7 protein-coding genes are annotated in these 19,588 nt (G+C 47.0%); 4 read left to right on the forward strand and 3 right to left on the reverse strand.

Going from position 1 to position 19,588, the window contains the following annotated elements; all coding sequences use genetic code 11:
* The 4 genes from OEM52_07170 to OEM52_07185 form a co-directional block, all read left to right on the forward strand.
* Positions 1-620: hypothetical protein (locus OEM52_07170; protein ID MDK9699905.1), on the forward strand; the 620-nt coding region annotated here is incomplete at its 5' end.
* Between the two features lie 417 nt (positions 621-1,037).
* The gene (locus OEM52_07175) at positions 1,038-1,268 is read left to right on the forward strand and encodes a hypothetical protein (GenBank protein ID MDK9699906.1); all 231 of its coding nucleotides are present in this window, start codon (positions 1,038-1,040) and stop codon (positions 1,266-1,268) included.
* A 749-nt stretch (positions 1,269-2,017) separates the two neighbouring features.
* Positions 2,018-6,220, forward strand: coding sequence for a hypothetical protein (locus tag OEM52_07180; GenBank protein MDK9699907.1), 4,203 nt, complete (start codon positions 2,018-2,020; stop codon positions 6,218-6,220).
* A 33-nt stretch (positions 6,221-6,253) separates the two neighbouring features.
* Entirely contained in the window at positions 6,254-7,738 is a 1,485-nt protein-coding gene (locus OEM52_07185) for a fibronectin type III domain-containing protein (GenBank protein MDK9699908.1), read from the forward strand.
* 468 nt (positions 7,739-8,206) lie between these two features.
* Here the strand turns inward: OEM52_07185 and OEM52_07190 are convergent, their stop codons facing one another.
* From OEM52_07190 to OEM52_07200, 3 genes are all read right to left on the reverse strand, one after another.
* Complete coding sequence (locus OEM52_07190) at positions 8,207-10,060, reverse strand: T9SS type A sorting domain-containing protein (GenBank protein MDK9699909.1); 1,854 nt, start codon at positions 10,058-10,060, stop codon at positions 8,207-8,209.
* A gap of 995 nt (positions 10,061-11,055) precedes the next feature.
* Positions 11,056-13,029: a flagellar motor protein MotB gene (locus tag OEM52_07195; GenBank protein ID MDK9699910.1), complete on the reverse strand. Its 1,974-nt coding sequence runs from the start codon at positions 13,027-13,029 to the stop codon at positions 11,056-11,058.
* Positions 13,030-13,145: 116 nt separating this feature from the next.
* On the reverse strand, positions 13,146-19,331 hold the full coding sequence (locus tag OEM52_07200) for an Ig-like domain-containing protein (GenBank protein MDK9699911.1): 6,186 nt from the start codon (positions 19,329-19,331) through the stop codon (positions 13,146-13,148).
* Between the last annotated feature and the right edge of the window lie 257 nt (positions 19,332-19,588).

A 19,588-nucleotide genomic window follows, 5' to 3' on the forward strand; every position in this document is an offset into this window, starting at 1 on the left:
ATATGGATCAGTCAAGGGATACCTTGGTCACTTATGTGCGCGTACATGGGAATCAACAACTCTCTTCGTTATTGCCAATCTTAATTCCAGATAGTTTACCATATCGGGTTACGATTACGAATCTTCCCACCGCACCAGGTGATTCTGCTCGAGTACAGGTAATTTTCGCTCCGACAACGGCGGGCGTATTCACAGGACAAATTGGATTGGTTTCTGATGCAGTGAACGAAGATACCTTGCGAATCGGTGTTACCGGTACTTCCCGATACCTGCCATCAGCTCCCGGTAACTTGGCGAGTACTCGTATCGGTGAAGATATGCGATTAACCTGGAATCGAGTGGACACGTCGATTACCGGTGTTCCGCTTGTTGTCGATCGTTATTTAGTGTTCTTCCGCGCCAACAATCTGAATAGTTGGAATTTTCTTGCGGCGACCTATTCGGCGGAAAACACGATGTATCTGCATCAATCAGTCGTAACCCATAGTTCGCAAATGTACTATGAAGTTCGTTCCTGGATAGGCGACACTGATAGCTTTGACCGGATTATCGGAACGATTCCGACAGGAACACCGGAAGCGATGGTTCGTGAAAGATTAAACTCAATTCAACCGAAGTAGGCTCTTCCATAGATAATGTCCCACAAGTAATTGCTTGACAACAAGTGGTTGCTTGTGGGAATGTTATCACATCATGTATTTCCAATTCTTTCCGTTTGTCATAACTTGGTTTGTTATTCTTAGGATAACGGTTTGAACTATCTAAAGGGCACCTCCGTCGACTACAGAATGATCAAACACCCCAGCCCGTTTCGCTATCGCGATCCGGGCTTTTTCTGTTTACATCAAACCCAAACGATAGGAACCGAAATGGGACCACAACCACAAGTATCGGAACGGGTTTCAGTTCCAGATTAGCACCGAACCAAGCTGTGATCCGTTAGCGTGAAACTGATGAATGGCGATTCGATGAAAGGCACAAGCAGAACAAGATTCTATCTCACAATTGGGTAAACTATCAGGAGGTGACCCATAACAGTGAATAATAACCCATTTACTACCTACGCTACGTCACAACCACCATCGACTACACCGACGATTTATATAACCTGCCGGATGAACTATAATCCCGATGGAAAGAAGAAATCGAAGATGTTGTGCGTGATGCGGAAGCCATCACTTGGGACATTCACGATTACGATCATTCGAACGAGCATCTGTAAACGTTGCCAATTTAGTAGCAATAACGATCAATGTGAGATGAAGTGACATTTGAGAATCTGTCAATAAACTGCTCGTTTGCAATCGAGCTCAAAAAAACTGACTTCGAGAATAACCTTTGATCGAATGAAAATGTGGTTTAAAACGACAAAGGATTCGTTACTGTCCGTTGTTTTAGTTACGAGTCTACTCATGTAATCATTAGGAGTGTTGAGTACATAATCCACGAATTTGAATATAATATGTTGATAATAAATAAAATACATAAAATTTACCAAATCATTGTACAAACGAATTGGGTGTGATATCTTGATGTCGGTGCTATCGGATAGATGGTTACACGTCACGCGTTGATTCAGATACTGAGACCTTAGTGACTCACTCGACGAGAAAATCTCGCTTCCGTTCGGACTTGCCAGATAAACTTTGTGGCCACGGTAATACTCTTCGACCTAACATCACAAATAAATTCATTCAATCGCATTCCCTCAAGGGGCAATGTAATTTTTTTTGCGTTTTTTACGAGTTTGTTTTTCTCTTGTTAAGCTGGGTTGTTAGGAGCGATAACAATTAACGAGACTTTCGATTTGCTCGGAGTAATCGATCAAATGAAATAAGATGGAGCGATGATCAATTCTTGAACTCAGTTTTACATGTTGCGAGCGGACACTTTGGATTGCCCCATTTCTGTTAGGAGGTGGAAGTAGCTTTCGGGAAACAAGCTAATTACGATTCGTTAAGCAATTTGATTTCACGCATTCATTTTAGACAGGTGCGATTTCTCAATGGAGGTTTCAATGTCCGCACGGATTCGATTGTATTTGATGTTTTCAATCTTCATGGTGTTGCTACTAAATCTCAACGGAAAAGCCGCTTCCCTTACTCCACCTTCCGATGGAACCGACGCTTTCGGTGGACAGGATGGTTTCGGGTATTCGTGGGCAGATAACAACGAAACGTTCGGTCCCGCGTACCGCTGGATCGATATTTCGTCGAATGGCACTGGTATCTCATCGCGGGCAATCGATCTGGGTTTTAACTTTCCTTACTACGGCTACACATATCGTTATGCAAAAGTCAATGAACACGGATTCATCACGCTGGATACGCTTTCGACCGGTGTCGACCACCGATACGAAATCCCTTCACCCGAGTTCCCGAACCGATTGATTTGTGTTTTATACGATGAAGATCATATGAATGCATCGGGCGGATTCATGTTGTACCGTTTGATCCATCCCGACTCGCTCGTAATCCAATGGCGAGTGAGAAAAATGGCATCCGTCACGATGGTGAACTTTCAAGCGATTCTCACATCGAACGGGAACATTGTTTTCCAATATCAAAATGTTGCGCCGGACAATAGTACAAACGCAATCGGAATCGAAAATCATTTGGGAACGGTTGGACTGCAAATCACCAACGGAGCGCCGTTTGCAACCGCTGGTAAAGCGATTCGAATCACTTATCCCGCGGTATCGGTTCGTGCGCCGACTCCCTATTGCTGGGCAAGGAATGTAGCTGTTACTACTCACATCTCATGGGTGGCAGGCGACAGCGCCGCGACCTTCGACCTTTACTTCTCTAACGACTCTGTTGCCGTCGACTCGCGCAATCCGTCGGCTTTGGTGGGCGAGAACATGTCAGTGTGTTCCTATGTTCCTCCAACTGCCTTGCAAGAGGGAGCCATGTTTTTCTGGCGGGTAATCGTACACGGTGCAAACGGGCGTATCGTTGCGTTTCCAACTTGGTCGTTCTCAACCACCGGCGCTCCGATGACGGGCACTCGAACTGTCGGTGGCTTAGCACCGGATTTTCCTTCAGTTATCGATGCCGTTGCAATGGTTAAACAGTTAGGAGTCGGACCGGGAGGTGTAACCTTCCTTATCCGTCCCGGTAGGTATTATGGTCAAATAGTTGTTACCGAAATCCCTGGCGCATCACAGACAAACCAAGTTGTGTTCCGCGCTGAGCAAGACACTGTTTTAGCATACTGCCAAGGGGTAGCGATAGGCAATACTAATTCCGTGATAAAGTTTCACGGTTGCGATTGGGTTACATTTGATGGTATCTGTGTCGCCGACTCGATATCGTTAAATTACCGTTATAATGCGTACGGTTATCATATCACCAACAATGGTACGACGAATGGTGCGACCCACAATACGATCAAGAATGCGACAATTTCGTTGGAGAAAAGTCACGCCCTCACTCGAGGAGTTTCCATTACTTACAATGGAACCGTTTCTGCGCAAACCGCCGCGAACAGTTTTAATCGATTAGAGAATCTTAAAATTTACTGCAGTGTCACCGGAGTTTATCTTGGCGGTCATTCAACCTATCGCGATTCATGTAACGAAGTGGTTAGTACGACCTCGGATTTGTCCGACCAGCAACGATTTCTCATCAACTACGATAGTTTAGGAACAAATCCCGAGGCAGCCGCCGCTGCCGGACTTGGTGTGTATGCCGCCAATCAAACGAATCTTACTATCCGGAATATCGATATAACTGGTGCGAATGGTTCCATACGAACCTATGGCATCCAAACCACCGGTTTGTGGGGAACAAATACGATCTCGGGAAACCGGATATTCCGGAATCAAGCGATGAGTACTACAACGTTAGATTCGTCGTACGGAATTCGGGTTGCCGGTGGCAATAACGCCGTATTCTATCTCAACAACAACATGATTTATCAACTTACTGCCGATACCCGTTCCCTCTCGCCAACGACAGCAATATGTTTAAGCGGCATCTATGCCAGCGGATCTTCGTTTACGACCTACATCGACAATAACTCGCTATTACTTGATCAAGGGCTTGTCGATCCTGCCGATTTGATATACAGTTCGGCAGCCATTTGCTTAAATGGCGGAACACACTTTGTTCGGAATAACATAGTAAGCAACCAAACGACGTCGCAAAGTGGAGTTTCTTCACACTATGGTTTATACTTGGCAAGCGGCACTCTTACAGCCAACAACAACTGCTACTTCATTCCCTTTGGCGGCAATGGTTTTGTTGGTTACAACGGCACAAATCGCCCAAACCTATCCAATTGGCAGGGAGCGGGATACGATCTCGCCGGACAGAGCGGTAATCCGGGTTTTGTGTTGTCGACAATTCCCTATGATTTGCATATTCAACCGGCGAGCGTATCGTTGGTTTCCAATTTGGGTATGCCGCTTCCCAACGTAGAAACCGATATCGAAGGCGACGCTCGCGACATGTCCAGCCCGGATATTGGTGCGGATGAAGGCGATTTTATCTTAGCTTCTGTCCCAGAAGCTCCCCAACTATTATTTCCCAGTAACGGCGCGACCGCAGTACCGGTAAATAGCTCGCTTCAATGGTCGAATGGTATCAATACGGACAATGTCGATGTTTATATCTCGAATTCGCAGGTAGCTGTACAAACGCTGTCGGATTCAGTTCGCGTCGTTCAAGCGTCGACCTCTTCATCTTTCACGCCACCTCTTGAATTCATCGGTGGCGTCACGTACTATTGGCGGGTTGCGGCGCGTAATTTGAGTTCCGGAATTGTCACAGTTTCCAATCCGGCAAGTTTTACGACCTTTTTGCCGCCGGTGGGCGGATTCAAAACGATCGGCGGCGCAGCCCCCGATTATCCGAGTTTCTCCACAGCAATTCACGATCTCCAGTTGGGCGGGGTCGGGCAAGGCGGAGTGGTTTTCCGGGTTCGACCCGGCGTTTACGTGGAACGGATCGTCGTACCGGATATCGCGAATGCTTCCAGCGAAAATCGGATTGTATTCGTTAAAGAAACAGATTCGGTGTGGGTAACGTCCCAAGGCGGTCCGGGCACGAACGACGCTATGATCACGTTGGCGGGATCGAAATGGGTTACATTCGACGGCATCAACATTCGTTGCGATACCACAACATACTACTCGAACGAAATCGAGTGGGCATACTTTGTAACGAACCTAAGCGGGACAAACGGCGCTCGTAACAATACGATTCAAAACTGTGCGATCCGAATGACTTCGACTTATTATGCCGCCTGCGCAATCCGCCAAACCGCCTCGAGTGTTAGCAGCAATAGTGGATCCAATAGTTACAATCGCTACCTCAACCTGAAAATCAGCAAATGCAATTACGGTTTGTATGTAACCGGCGACACTGCATTTCCCGATAGCAGTACTGTGTTCGGTTCAACTGAGGCGGGCGTCACATTTGCCGGAAGAACAGTGATTGGCGCCGAAGGAGGTAACGATATCGGCGGCGGCGATGTCTATGGCGTTTATTGCAATGGCGGACAAGCGAATCTGACGATTCACGACATCGATGTTTGCAATACGTATGTTCGTCAGGAATCTGCGAATGGTCCCTCGTACGGTATCTATGCGACCAATCTCCGCGGCAGATCGCAAATCCACGGCAACCATCTCTACAATATTCAAAACACGACCGGCGATTTGGCAGGTAGATTGTATGGCGCGTACATCTCCGCATATTCTGCCAACGATTCCTTGTTGTTCTATAACAACTTCATTGATTCGTTGGAGCAATCCCGGAACATCCCCAATTACATTCTAATGTTGTATGGAGTTTATGTTCCTGCCAGCACGGGTAAAGTATTTGTTGATAACAATACCATCCTGATGAATCCTGCGAATAATGGAGTAACAAATTCTTGTATCACGCAAGAAGGAGGTATCGTTTATGCAAGGAATAACATTCTATACAACCGGTGCGCCGATCAACCGAACGCATCGCATTATTGCCTATACAAGTCGGCTGGTACGCTGATCAGCGATTACAATCTGTTTTACGTTCCCAACGCCGAGCATGGGTATATCGGTTATGCAACGAGCGCTTATGCCTCACTAAGCAATTGGCAAAGCGCAACCGGACAGGACGTCCACTCCTCGTTTGGCGACCCAAGGCTTGTTAGCGACAATAGTTTACCAAATTTGCACATCCAGTTAGGAGTTGCTACTCCCGCCAGCAATGCCGGTACGCCGATCCCATAGATAAGTACCGACATCGACGCCGATCTTCGCAATATGTCGACACCTGACCTTGGAGCGGATGAAGGCGAGTTTGGAGTGATCGAGGAAAATGCCCCAAGTGAGGCAGCACTCATCGCAACATCGCACAATTCATTAGAACTTTCTTGGACCGATAACTCCCAAAACGAAGCGGGATTTTACATTAATATTTCAACCGATGGTTCCAATTTCACTCCAATTCGATTTGTTGGGGAGGATGTAACAACCTGTTCAATTGGATCGTTATCGCCGGCAGCCCGCTACTGGTTTCGCATATATTGGGCGCAAATCCGGGAAGGCGCTGACACGACGCTATCGCAAGGATTCGCTAACACCGATGGTTGGACGCTTCCCGATAGCGGTGGAGTAATCGCGTTGCATGTAACCGGTGGTGGATTCTCAACCGCCGAGATCGATTCGATTGGCGTGAGTCGAAATCCAACGAATATTCTTTACAAAGTCCGCGAAGACCAATCGGGCTGGTTTGTGCAAGCGAACGGTTTGCTGGGAACCACACCAATGTTGGCTATCGCATCCGACTGGGAAGGTTTTGCAGTTACCGGACTATTACGCGGTGCAGAACTGTCTTTCCATACAATCGCAGTGAATTCCGCAAATGCAGACGGTGCAATGAGCCCGGCTACCGTTCTTATCACAAATGAGTACCCGTTTAACGGTGGACCCGATCAGTACGGATACACGTATGTGACTTCGCAATCGCAGAACGGACCGATTTTCAGTTGGATTGATACGACCGGATTCACATTGGCGCCGCTTACAACATCGTATGAACTCGAGTGGGTTGATTTTCAGGGATTCCATTTTCCGTTCTATGGCACTTCCTATACACGAGCAAAATTCTCAACCAACGGTTACTTAGCGTTCGGTGATGCTCAATTGAGTTTGTCATACATAAACTCGGCGCTGCCCGCACCGGTTTTAGCGGGTTCGGCGATTGCGATCTTGTGGGACGATTTGGAGTTAAGAGCAGGCAATCGCTGTTACTATCGGAACTTCAACGACACTTTATTCGTTTTTACGTATCCCAAGGCAAACATCGAGTTTCGCGGGGATGCCGATACCGCTTCGTTTCAGATATTGCTTCATCAAGACGGACGAGTTTGTATGCAGTACCGTTACTGCTCCAACGCTGTGACTGCTACAATCGGAATTCAGGCAGCCATCAATGGTGCGGCGAATCTCCAATATGGTGAACCGATATTGGCAACACTCTCAAACTGGGCGATCGAGTTCGTACCAATTCAACCATTACGATTACATGCAAGCATCAACGGACCGGATTTGATACTGGCATGGGGACAAGCAACTAATACGATACAAGGATATCGGATATATTGTTCCAACGATCCTTACTTCACTCCCGGACCAACAACTTTGTTGGCAACGGTTCCGGCAAGCCAGATTACCTATATCGACTACAATGCATCGGCAGCACGAAATGACAGATTTTATGTTGTTACTTCTTTCACGAAAGAATGATGTTATCAATTCAAACATCATTGCTGCAGATTCATCCTTCGATAGAATTCGTGGACGAATCCACAGATAAACGTAGGGGATGGATACTTCCCTGACGACCCTGAATGTAACGAAGAGCCGATGTAATGTTATGATAAAGATCGAGATGTAGACGGTGTTTGAAAAGTACTATGTTAGGCGAGGTGCATGAAAAGTGCTGCACCTGCTAACTCTTACTGAGATGTGTTTCGTATGCTGACTCCTATGTAGTCATGTATTTGATTTCATTTCAAGGAGAAAGTGGTGTACCGCGATATGCAGCAATGAACTGAGATCAGGCAGATGTATTTTTACGACGATGGTAGCAAGCATCTGCTTCTTCTCGTGACAATATGCTCCATTAAACGCAGGAGAAAGTGCGTTTTTTTACAAAAATCGTGAACGGTACTACAATGGTTTTACTGGTGATGACGATGGATGAAATCCACATTACTTAATCACTGTGAATGGAATCGGGCGACGATTTGATCGAACATCGATCACACTCAGATAATATCGACCACTCGATAACTCGTTCAGGTTGACTTGAATGACTTGATCTGTGTTTGCCTGTGAAACAAAGGAAAACGACGAAACATGCTGACCTAACAGATTATAGATAACGATTTGACCACCTCCGATAGTGTTTAATCGAATTGTCAGGGATGAATTGCAAGGATTCGGGAAAATACGGAAGCTTGGTATAGGTGATATCGGATGATTCTGATGTTCTGCCACAAACGTTGGATAAATTGAGCGGTAAAGCGTCCCATTAGCCACGTGTAGATATAAATAGTCTCTTGGATCTAAGCAGATTTCTCTGATCTGATTGACGGAATCGGAAGGATAATGTAACGTATTCCAGTTTGTTCCTTGATTTGTAGAATATCGGAGTAATAATCGACTTGTCGAAGTATCTTGCACGATGAAAAACAAATCGTTCGTACTATTCGAGTACATTTTGTTAAGATAATTTGAACCACTGTTTAAGGTTAGCCACGCAGTATCAAGGGGAGAACAATGGAGAATTCTCGCGCTTTCAAACATCCTTTGACCTAATACATATTGATCGCCGGAAATCGACGCTAAGTATTGAAAAACATAAAGCGAATCCGTTCCAGGGACGATTGACCAGCTATTCCCTAAATCGGTCGATATGCCAACCCCCGATACCATACTGCTAACATTACGTGGAATACAGTAAATTTTATTATCATTTGAAACGCCAAAGTCAAGGATACCGGGAAATCTTCGATCATTTTCCAATCCCGTTAATCGATGCCAAGTCACCCCATCATCCGTTGATTGATAAGCGTTGTAAAAGCAAAAATATTCATCTGAACGGCGAATAAATACATAATAATTATTGCCAAACTTGAACACACTTTTTACTATCGATGGAGTTGTTGGAGATAAAGAATCAGTATCTCTGAACAATGTAGTCCAGTTGTTACCATAGTCGATAGTCCGAAGCACTTTTCCGTCAGATGTTCCTAATAAAATCTCACCATTTCTATTGGTTAAAGAATAGGTATAATAGTGGTAATGCAATCCGCGCGTTATCGAATGCCAGGATTGACCTTCATTTGTACTAATCAAGAGTGCAGAATTATCGTTTCGAGCTATATAAACTCCAGCGCTATCCACCTTCAGTTCTGACATTGAAGCGGTAATACCTGAAGCGGACTCATTCCAAGTCGTTCCATTGTCAGTTGAAGAATACGAGACTGATGAACCGGCAATGATCGTGCCACTGGTTGATCGTGCCACTCCACTAATCGAAATACCTTGTAAACTCGTAACACTCCACGTCACTCCAGCATCGGTCGTTTTATATAAATCACTAAATCCACTTAAGTTCGTGACACCCATATAGAATGTCGTCGAATCATAGATAAACAGCGGATAACACGATAATATTGGAAGTCCGCTGTTTCGAGGCGACCAACTCATGCCAAAATTTGTCGATACATATACGCCATCATTTCCGGTTAACACAACGATTGTACGATGATTAATCACATGAACTCGGTAATTATCTGCTGTGGGAGATACTGGCGTTGACAGATTAGACCAAGTAACGCCAAAATCGGTGGATTGCCTTACAGACTGATTAAAATCTACGTAGAGTAGCGTGTCGTCTTGATATTGCACAATTGCGTCGGGATATCCGATGGGAGAGCTAAATCGCCAAGTTTGCCCCCCATCAGTTGTTGATCGGATACAACTGGTATCTCGATTACTATGATAAAAAGCATATTTTAGCGTATCGACGATAACAGAAGGTTCGACAGTGTTTGGCATGCTACATTGATAAAGGATTGTCCAATTTGTATCGCTTAGTGATGAATATTTTATCGAACGAACTGTAGATTCGAGTGAGTAACACGTAGCAAAAATTTTAGACCCGGAGATCGCGAGTGTCGTGACGTAATCATTCCAAAGTCCGTAACTTTGCCAAGTGTGTCCTTGATCGATCGATTTGACAACCCCTCGAGCAACCCCCATGTAAAAGTTGTTTAGCGAATCAGAGGTTATACACTCTAAATTATCGAAAGGAGGCAGTGAAATCTGCTGAAATTGTGGTTGAGCGTATACGCCAATACCAATACTAAACAGAAGAACAGCTAAGCATGATATGAAAATTGACTCATACCAATGAGAAATCATCGGTGACTTTGCTACCCTCTCTTTCTCGGAAATAACCAGCAATTGTAGCGTTCTAACAAACGCAAAAATCGCATGATCCCATAGTCGATGTTTTTTTGTTTTGTTAATGTGTGGATAACACATTGCTCTACCACTAGGTTTCCGAAGTACTTTTCGTCCTGTAGCTGACACTAACCGCTTTCTCATAGAGCTGTGATTTATAGCTCCCTTACACGCTACGATAGCGTTGGCAGAAGAACTTCGATGTGAATCAACAGAATCCAGTTGGCAATGTCGGATGGGCATTGTAGATAGTAGTGGCAACATATCGCCAGATCGAATCACCGGAACCTCATCTTCTTTAGCAATGTGTGATCAGTAAAGTTCGAGGTAAATATCAGTAACAATAAAATAGTACTGTGAAAAGCTTACGACAAGTGATTAATCGGTAATCTTGTAAATAATATCTCAGCGATTAGTTCGGTGAAAACCGCTACTGTTATCTTTCCTACTTCCAGACGGCTGTAAACAGCGATAATGAAAGAACCCGCCAATTGCTTGACGGGTTCATATTACTTATCTCTTGAATGCATCAACCGACAATAACTGCATTGTCAGTTTGTTTGTCAGTTTATGCTAAGCTATCCACTTTACTTCACCGGAACGATGTCAATGATGACAGTCCGATTATAGAACCGCTCTTCCGGGTAGTTGTTTTCAAAGGGCGCATCGTCAACATCCTCACCGAAATCAAGGGTGTCGAAGGTAACCTGATGTTTACCGGTGTTCGATAACGCTCGCTTAATAATCCTCTGAACTTCGATAGCGCGCTCACGGGATAGATTGAGGTTGTAGTCGTCCTCCCCGATGATATCCGTATGACCATGGATAATAACAACTCCACTATCTGGAATTAACGGTGTGACAACTTCCGTTAAGAACTTCTCATACGTCGCGACGGTCTTCGATTTGTCAAAATCAAACAGAATACTAAACCGCACCGCTTCCTTAACCGGTTCATCCCGTCGTACTAAACTAACAATGCTTTCTTTCCGATTTACTGTTCCATTCTTCGCTTGTCCTACCATCACTACACGGTAATTGCCTTGTGAGTTGCTACCGAGAATCGTGTTACCCGGAATCGTCTCCAGTTCTCGCGTATACGGTCCGAATGGTTGCACTCTTCCTTGTTCGTCGGTGATTTCTAACGACCAGGAATAGAACTCTTCTTTAGCACCAATAACATGGAAGAATACGTGACTATCCAGCGGATCTTCGACTACATCGACGATTTGTACCGGCTTTAACATATAATGGGACGCTCCACCAACTTGAATAAGTAACTCAGGCGAATTACTCTCGATGTCCACCCGACTGTCACCCGCTCGAAGAAGAACAAGCTCTTTCGTTCCACCCGGTTGTTCGGATGGAATTCTCGGTTTGTTTCGTCCTTCGGTTGTGATGCGCGATCCATCGATTGCAAATACATCGACGAGATAACTCTTAATCGTCTCGGCTCGGGCTTTGCCATGTTCGGAACCTTTATCAGAAGCACCACTCAGTAAAATCGTCGATCCGGGATTTCGCTTCATCCGGTCGCCGACAGTGTTCAGGATATTGTAGTAAACGGTCATCTGTCGTAATGAGCGACCGGTCATACTTAACGGTTGTACTTCCTGTAACTGCTCTTCTTTGAAGCTTGACGCCTGATCTTTTGTCAGCACCACGTAACGACTTGGCAGGCTCGACGACCCTTCCTCGAAAAACACATTGTTACGAAGTGGGAAGGATTCTCTCACCCGACGTTTAATCGGCACAACCTTGGGTGCCCGAACTGAGAAAACAACATCCGGTGGTTCGACAACTGGCGCCCGCACAACTTTCTCTACCTTGGCGTGGCCAAGTTTGAGGATAGCTCCTGCCCGAATTGTCGTCACTGCCCAGTTTTCCACTGTACGCGGATTCTGTCCGAAGTAGGGGTGGAATGAAACAAAGGGGGAAATCACTACTTGGGTCGGATCTGTTATCTTCGATAACGGAATATCGTATCCAGCCCCAACCTCTGCTGAAAACAATGTCTCACGCATATCACTCCACTCACACTTGGTGTCTGGTTTACCCTCCTCGGTGTAAGTAAATAACCAAGGCGAGCGAAGTTTGCACGACTCTCTACCTTTATTCATCGCGAAACGTGGACCAAGAAACAGATAGAAACTTGAAGAGAAGGGAGCGATTCGTAAACTCGGCTCTACCGTGAAGTAGCGCAAATTCGTTTGCAAAGTCGCTTTATCGCCACAAGGGGTAACAACGTCATTCCATTTTCCATTCCGTTCATCATACCCCACATAGAGCATTCCACCCCAAACCGGATGAGGTCGGTACTCGATGCCTAAAGCAAAGTAAACTCCAACTCCTGAACCGCGATGAAACGGCGCCGGGGTTGTAACGGATTCGTTCAGTATTTGAGCGGTACCATTGTAGTAGTTAAAGTTTGCTGCCGCTGCGCCGCCAAACCACCACTTAGGTTGGGGGCGAATGCCCTGCGCATGCAGCACGATGGGAATAGCTGATAACAACAAAAGGATGACAATCAGTTTGCGGATAACCGCATGATATTGAAACATGACGACCTCACAGTAACGTGGTCTTAAATCGCGCCCGGTGAAAGCCAGCGAATCGTAAGTCTTCACTGGCTTTCGTTGGGAATTAACCGAAATCCAACTCTGAGCTAGTCGATGAACTATGGAGCTGGTACGGTTACTACATTGGCATCCAGAGTAACTGCTGCTATCCGGGTTAACGCTCGACCGTCTAATGTTGCGCCAGTCATAAGCGTGATGGATTGATCAGCCAGAATGTTTCCTTTGAAGATTGTCGTTGTTCCTAGTGTTGCCGATGTACCAACTTGCCAGTAGATATTGTTCGGTCGTGCACCACCACTAAGCACAACATGACGACCTGTTGTTACTGTCAACGTCGATGCCATTTGGAAAATCCAAACTGCATTGGCGTCTCCTTGCGCATCCAGCGTTAAGTCGCCGGATGAAATCGCAAGCGATGAGGTGGAGTGATACAATCCCGGAGCCAAAGTCTGTCCACCGATGTTTCCGGCTACCGAGATTGGTGCAGTTGAGCGACCCACCGCCTCGTTGTAAGCAAGCGTCAAATCGAGTATTGCTTGTGCGGCAACGGGATCCCCGGCATGGATTGTTCCATTGACAACACCCGGTGGAAATCCGGTCACTGCAGTGCCCGGACTAACGCCAAGGTCGCCGTTTAGGATTGTCGGACCGGTATTCGTTACCGTTGATCCTGACAATATTGCAAACGCGCCAGCCGATCGTAGGTCAATAAATGCCCCGGTGGTAAATGTCCATACGGAATCATTTTCCATTGCATTACCTGCCGTATCACGGACTGCCGTCGTTACAGTAGCAGTATACGTTGTATTTGCCACTAAGGAGTTGGTTGGATTGAAAGTCGCAACCAATCCGCTGTAAGAAACAACTCCTATGATCGGAGTTACTCCTTGACGCAATGTCATGGAAAGATTGGTTATCGTTACGGTGTCCATTACTTCACTGAACGTGGCAGTAATGTTACCGCCGAGCGATGCTCCCGTGGCATTATTCATCGGAACCGTTGAGACGATGATCGGTGGCGTAAAATCACCAGTGGTAAATGTCCAAACGTGGTTGCTTGCGAGCGCATTTCCTGCCGAATCTCTCGCGCCAGTTGTAATTGTAGCGGTGTACAAAGTACTGGACAACAAATTCGATGTCGGGTTGAATGTTGCCGTCAGGCCATTGTATGTCACCAAACCAACGACTGGTGTAACCCCCTGCCGCAGTGTCATGGTTGTCGTTGAGATGCTGGCGGGATCCATTCTTTCACTAAACGTGGCAGTGAGGTTTCCGCTCAATGACACTCCAGTGGCGTTGTTTAGCGGAACCGTGGATGTCACAGTTGGCGCAATGAAATCGCCCGTAGTAAATGTCCACACGAAGTTATTCGCTATAGCATTGCCGGCAAGATCCCGCGCGCCGGTTGTAATCGTCGCCGTATACACTGTGCTAGAGAGTAAGTTTGCCGTAGGATTAAACGTCGCAACCAATCCGGTATACGTTACTGCACCGGGAACCGTAGTAGTGCCTCGACGCAGTGTCATTGTGGTTGTAGTTATTGTTGCAGGATCCATCGCTTCACTAAACGTGGCAGTGAGGTTTCCCCCCAGTGTCACTCCGGTAGCATTGTTTAAAGGAACGGTAGATACAACAGTTGGTGGCGCAAAATCACCGGTAGTAAACGTCCAGACGAAATTGCTTACCAATCCGTTTCCTGCCAAGTCCTGGGCACTGGTGGTAATCGTGGCAGTATAGAGAGTGCTTGGTAGTAAATCGGTGGCCGGATTGATCGTAGCAACGACACCGGTGTAGGTAATGGATACAACCACCGGAGTTGTTCCACGACGTAAGGTTACGGTAGTTGCTGTTATGGTCAACGGATTCATCGCTTCACTGAATGTGGCAGAAAGGTTTCCACCCAATGTCACTCCAGTAGCAGCATTCACCGGAACCGATGAAATGACGGTCGGCGGTGTAATATCCGGAGCCGTTCCCGTTGTAAAGGTCCAAACGTAACTGCTAACCATTGGGTTGCCAGCCATATCCCTTACACCAGTCGTGATAGTTGCGGTGTAAAGTGTGCTTGCAAGAAGGTTCACAGTAGGATTGAAGCCTGCAGTTACACCATTGTATGTCACAGTGCCGGTTACCGATGTTGTCCCATGACGGAGGGTCATCGTTGTTGTATTGATCGTCGTGGGATCCAACGCTTCACTAAACGTGACTGCGAGGTTACCACTCAAGGAGACACCGGTTGCGTTACTGATCGGAACGGTCGATACCACAGTTGGCGGCGTTACATCTGGAGCAGTTCCCGTTGTAAACGTCCAAACGTAGTTACTGACCATTGCATTGCCGGCTAAATCACTGACGCCATTGGTAACTGTTGCGGTGTACAATGTACTTGCGGCTAAACTGGCAGTTGGATTAAAGCTTGCCGTTACACCATTGTAGCTTACCGTACCGGGTACCGATGTTGTTCCTTGGCGCAACGTCATAGTTGCTGTTGTGATTGTTAATGGATCCATCGCCTCACTAAACGTAGCGGCGAGGTTGCCCCCTAACGATACTCCAGTCGCATTATTCAGCGGTACCGTAGAATTCACTACCGGTGGCGTAATGTCGGGCGCAACGCCGGTAGTGAACGTCCACACGAAATCGTTGACCATTGCGTTATTGGCAAGATCCCTAACGTCATTTGTAATGGTCGCAGTGTACACCGTACTTGGCAGTAAATTGGCAGAAGGATTGAAACTTGCCGTTACGCCGTTGAACGTCACAGTGCCTGCCGTCGTAGTTGTACCGTGGCGCAAAGTCATTGTTGAAGTTGTGATGGTTGAGGGATCCATTGTTTCGCTAAACGTTGCAACAACATTTCCACTCAACGAGACGCCGACCGCATTATTCGCAGGAATGGTAGAATTCACAGTCGGTGGAGTCAGATCCGAACCTACTCCTGTCGTGAATGTCCACACATAATTCGTAACCATCGCATTACCAGCCAAGTCTTCAACACCGGTCGTTAGCGTGGCGGTATACAATGTGCTCGGCGCTAAGTCGGCAGTTGGATTGAAACCGGCGGTAACACCGTTATAGGTGACTGAGCCGGGAATCAGCGTTGTACCTTGTCGTAAGGTCATGGTGGACGATGTGATTGTCAGTGGATCCAACGCTTCACTAAACGTTGCAGCGAGATTTCCACTTAACGAAATTCCCGAAGTATTGTTCGCTGGAAACGTCGAACTCACGGTTGGCGGCGTGATATCAGGCGCAGTGCCGGTAGTAAATGTCCAGACGTAATTACTGGTCATTGCATTACCCGCCAAATCACGAACGCCGGTCGTGATAGTTGCCGTATACACCGTACTCGCGATCAAATCCACCGCCGGATTAAATACGGCAGTCACGCCCGTATAGGATACCGAACCAGCAACAGTAGTCGTTCCGCGCCGTAAAGTCATCGTCGCCGTCGTTACAGTTAATGGATCCATCGCTTCGCTAAAGGTGGCGGATAGATTTCCACTAAAAGAAACCCCGGTGGCGTTACTAGTGGGAACGGTCGAATTCACGGATGGGGGGGTTATATCGGGAATGATTCCGGTTGTGAATGACCAAACATAATTACTTGCCATTGCATTACCGGTCAAGTCTCTCACACCCGTCGTGATAGTTGCGGTATACAGTGTGCTGGGAGTCAGGTTGGCCGACGGATTGAAGCTTACCGTTACGCCATTGTAGGATACGGTTCCAACAATCGTTGTGGTTCCCTGACGCAACATCACCGTTGCCGCGGTGATCGAAAGCGGGTCTAACGCTTCGCTAAAGGTGGCTGATAAATTTCCACCCAATGAAACACCAGTTGCATTACTTACGGGAATTGTCGAACTCACCGTAGGCGGCGTTACATCCGCTGCAACTCCGGTTGTGAATGACCAACTGTAGTTGCTGGTCATTGCATTTCCTGCCAAGTCTCTGACGGCCGTCGAGATCGTAGCGGTGTACAATGTACTCGGGACGAAGTCGACCGCAGGATTAAAGACGGCAGTCACGCCGGAATAGGATACCGTTCCAGCGACCGTAGTGGTTCCACGACGCAAGGTCATCGTAGCGGTGGTTAGCGTGAGTGGATCCATCGCTTCACTGAAGGTGGCAGTAAGATTTCCACCTAACGCAACGCCGGTTGCATTACTTGACGGTACGGTGGAGTTTACCGACGGCGGCGTCAAATCGGGTGACGTTCCGGTCGTAAATGTCCACACATAATTACTTGCCATCGGGTTGCCGACCAAGTCTCTTACCCCGGTAGTTATAGTAGCCGTGTAAACAGTACTAGGCGCTAAGTCAGCGGCAGGATTAAAGCTTGCAGTAACGCCACTGTAAGTAATAGTACCATTGACCAAGATTGTTCCATTGCGAAGAACGATGGTGGAGGTAGAGATCGATGACGGATCCATCGCTTCACTGAAGGTGGCGACCAAGAATCCACCTAAAGAAACGCCGGTCGCATTGTTCACGGGAACCGTAGAGTTAACGGTTGGAGGCGTTAAGTCCGGCGCCGTTCCAGTCGTAAACGTCCACACATAATTGCTGATCATTGCATTGCCCGCTAAGTCGTTTACACCCGTTGTAATCGTAGCGGTATACAGCGTGCTCGGCGCTAAATTGCCGGTAGGATTGAAGTTAGCAGTAACACCATTGTAAGTCACAGTACCAGTTATTGCCGTCGATCCTTGTCGCAAAGTTACAGTCGCGGTAGTAATCGTTAATGGATTCATCGATTCACTAAATGTTGCAACGAGGTTTCCACCCAACGGAATGCCGGAAGTATTGTTTGCGGGATAGGTCGAACTGACGGTTGGCGCAGTGACGTCGGGTGCGACACCGGTCGTGAATGTCCAAACGTAATTGCTTGTGATTGCGTTATCCGCCAAGTCTCTGGCGCTGGTTGTTATTGTTGCGGTGTACAATGTACTGGGTACCAATGCCACCGATGGATTGAATACCGCCGTTACGCCCGAGTAAGACACTGTACCGGCGACCGTTACCGATCCGCGTCGCAAGGTCATGGAGGTAGTAGTAATCGTTAACGGATTCATCGCTTCACTGAAAGTGGCTGCGAGATTCCCACTTAGCGATACGCCTGTAGCGTTGTTCGAGGGAATGGTGGAGTTTACGGATGGCGGAGTCAAATCAGGCGCTGTTCCGGTTGTGAAGGTCCAGTCGTAATTGCTTGCCATCGTATTGTCGGCTAAATCCTTGACGCCGTTTGTTATCGTCGCCGTGTACAACGTACTAGGCGACAAATCTAACGCCGGATTAAAAATTGCCGTTACACCGGAGTAGGATACCGTGCCGGAGACCGTTGTCGTTCCATGTCGCAGGGTTACGGTTGACGTCGTAATTGTCAACGGATCCATCGCTTCACTGAAAGTGGCTGCGATGTTGCTGCCCAGTGAAACACCAAATGTGATGTTGGCGGGAACGGTTGAGCTAACGGTCGGACGCGTAACATCGGGTGCAGTTCCTGTTGTGAACGTCCACACGTAATTGTTTTCCATCGAGTTTCCGGCTAAGTCTTTCACACTCGTTGTGATCGTTGCAGTGTAAACAGCGCTGGATGATAAATTTGCTGTGGGATTAAAGATTGCCGTCACGCCCGAGTATGCGACAGTTCCTGCAACGATTGTAGTACCCCGAAGCAGTGTCATGGATACGGCAGTTATCGTGGAAGGATCCATCGTTTCACTGAATGTCGCGGCAAGGTTTCCGCTTAAGGAAACATTGGCAGCGTTGTTTGCCGGTACCGTCGAATTCACGGTAGGGGGAGTTACATCGATTGATAATCCGGTTGTGAAAGTCCAAACAAAATCACTCGCTAGTGAGTTACCGGTAAGATTTTTTGCCCCGGTTGTAATCGTTGCCGTATAGATTGTGTTTGGATTTAGATTGATGGTAGGGTTAAAGACCGCGGTTACACCGGAGTAGGTCACTGTTCCGGTAACGAACACCGCGACCTCCTGTACTTTTACTTTTCCTGACAGTTGTGAGGTAACCTGTTGGAGCGTCATTGTGGTGGTGGTTATGGTGAGAGGATCCATCGCTTCGCTAAAAGTTGCGGTGATATTCCCTCCCATCGAAACACCAACGGCGTTATTCGCCGGGTCTGTTGCACTCACCGTGGGAGGAGCGCGATAACAGTTTCCAGTTTTTCCGCCGCTATCATCTGCACAACCAACCATTAATATGGTTAGCAGGGTGATCAGCAACCACATCGCTACAAATATTCGTTTGCCGTTAGACATTGTTGTCCCTTTCTATGAATAGTTCTCAACAATTGAGTGTTCTGAACATGAGAGGTCATCGTTGCTGTTGACAGCCGATGGGATATGTCACCATAAGAAAATTCTCAGCAATGGATTTGCGCCCGCAAAAAACAGACCTTTCGCATGACTGTGTCATTAGATTTTATCACTCGACACTGTCACATGGCAATATACAACAAAAATTGCTGAAAGCAAATCTCGAGGAGTGTTTTTGTAATTTTTTGTATATACAACAC

The organism is bacterium, assembly GCA_030247525.1.
Classification (GTDB): domain Bacteria; phylum Electryoneota; class JAOADG01; order JAOADG01; family JAOADG01; genus JAOTSC01.

Coding starts and splice junctions, on each gene's coding strand:
- OEM52_07180 (MDK9699907.1), top strand. CDS start 2,018: ATGTCCGCACGGATTCGATTGTATTTGATGTTTTCAATCTTCATGGTG.
- OEM52_07185 (MDK9699908.1), top strand. CDS start 6,254: ATGTCGACACCTGACCTTGGAGCGGATGAAGGCGAGTTTGGAGTGATC.
- OEM52_07190 (MDK9699909.1), bottom strand. CDS start 10,060: ATGCCAAACACTGTCGAACCTTCTGTTATCGTCGATACGCTAAAATAT.
- OEM52_07195 (MDK9699910.1), bottom strand. CDS start 13,029: ATGTTTCAATATCATGCGGTTATCCGCAAACTGATTGTCATCCTTTTG.
- OEM52_07200 (MDK9699911.1), bottom strand. CDS start 19,331: ATGTCTAACGGCAAACGAATATTTGTAGCGATGTGGTTGCTGATCACC.